Genomic DNA, 775 nt, shown 5'->3' on the forward strand with positions numbered 1-775 from the left:
TGTCATATTACGCGGCAGAAATTTTGCTGTGATGCATGCCGGCACAAATACAATAACGCCAAGCGGCATTATGATGTGCCAGTAGATATCTGCCCAGGCTGCGGGGATATCGTGGAGCAAAGTGGAGAGCGGGGGCGGCGAAGGCGGTTTTGCAGTGACCAATGCCGGGTCAAATATCATGCTCGTAAAGTCATGGAACGACGGCAGGCAAGAGAACAGACAAAAGCAATCTGCCCCAATTGCGGGAAAGAGTTTCAGGCAGAATGGGGCACGGGAAAACAACGGCGGTTTTGCAGCGACCCGTGCAGGATCGAATGGTGGGCGGCGTATCACAAAGCGAATCCCAGTACAGAAGAACCGGCGGAGACATGTGCAGCCTGTGGCGCACCGCTGCAGGGGAAGCAAAAAGGCCAAAAATATTGCAGTCGGTTTTGTTACCTGTTGGCGATGGACCAGACACATGTGGAAGGGAACTGCCAGTGGTGCGGTCGGCCAATCACTACCACCGCTGGGGTAGAGCGGACCTATTGCAGCCGGGAATGCGCGGCGGCAGGCCGGTATGCTTTGCGGGGATTTCGCAAAGGCAGTCACCGAATCAGTGCCGCAGATACCCAGCTATGGCTGGAAAAGCTGACACAGGCCGCCAGAGCGAGCAAAAGCGGAGTACGTGGGAAGCGAGTCCGTCTTGTATGCGGAACGACCAGCATGTACACCGGCCTGGATGGATTGACCGCAATCATCCGCTATCATTTGCGGTGTAATCCATACGATGGGA

General features: G+C 55.6%; 1 protein-coding gene. It reads right to left on the reverse strand.

Annotation, left to right across the window (positions count from 1 at the left end):
- On the reverse strand, window positions 1-180 hold a 180-nt coding region (locus B5F88_RS21215), incomplete at its 3' end, for a hypothetical protein (protein ID WP_204246292.1).
- Window positions 181-775: the final 595 nt, after the last annotated feature.

It is taken from the genome of Flavonifractor sp. An306, from assembly GCF_002159455.1.
Taxonomy (GTDB): domain Bacteria; phylum Bacillota; class Clostridia; order Oscillospirales; family Oscillospiraceae; genus Flavonifractor.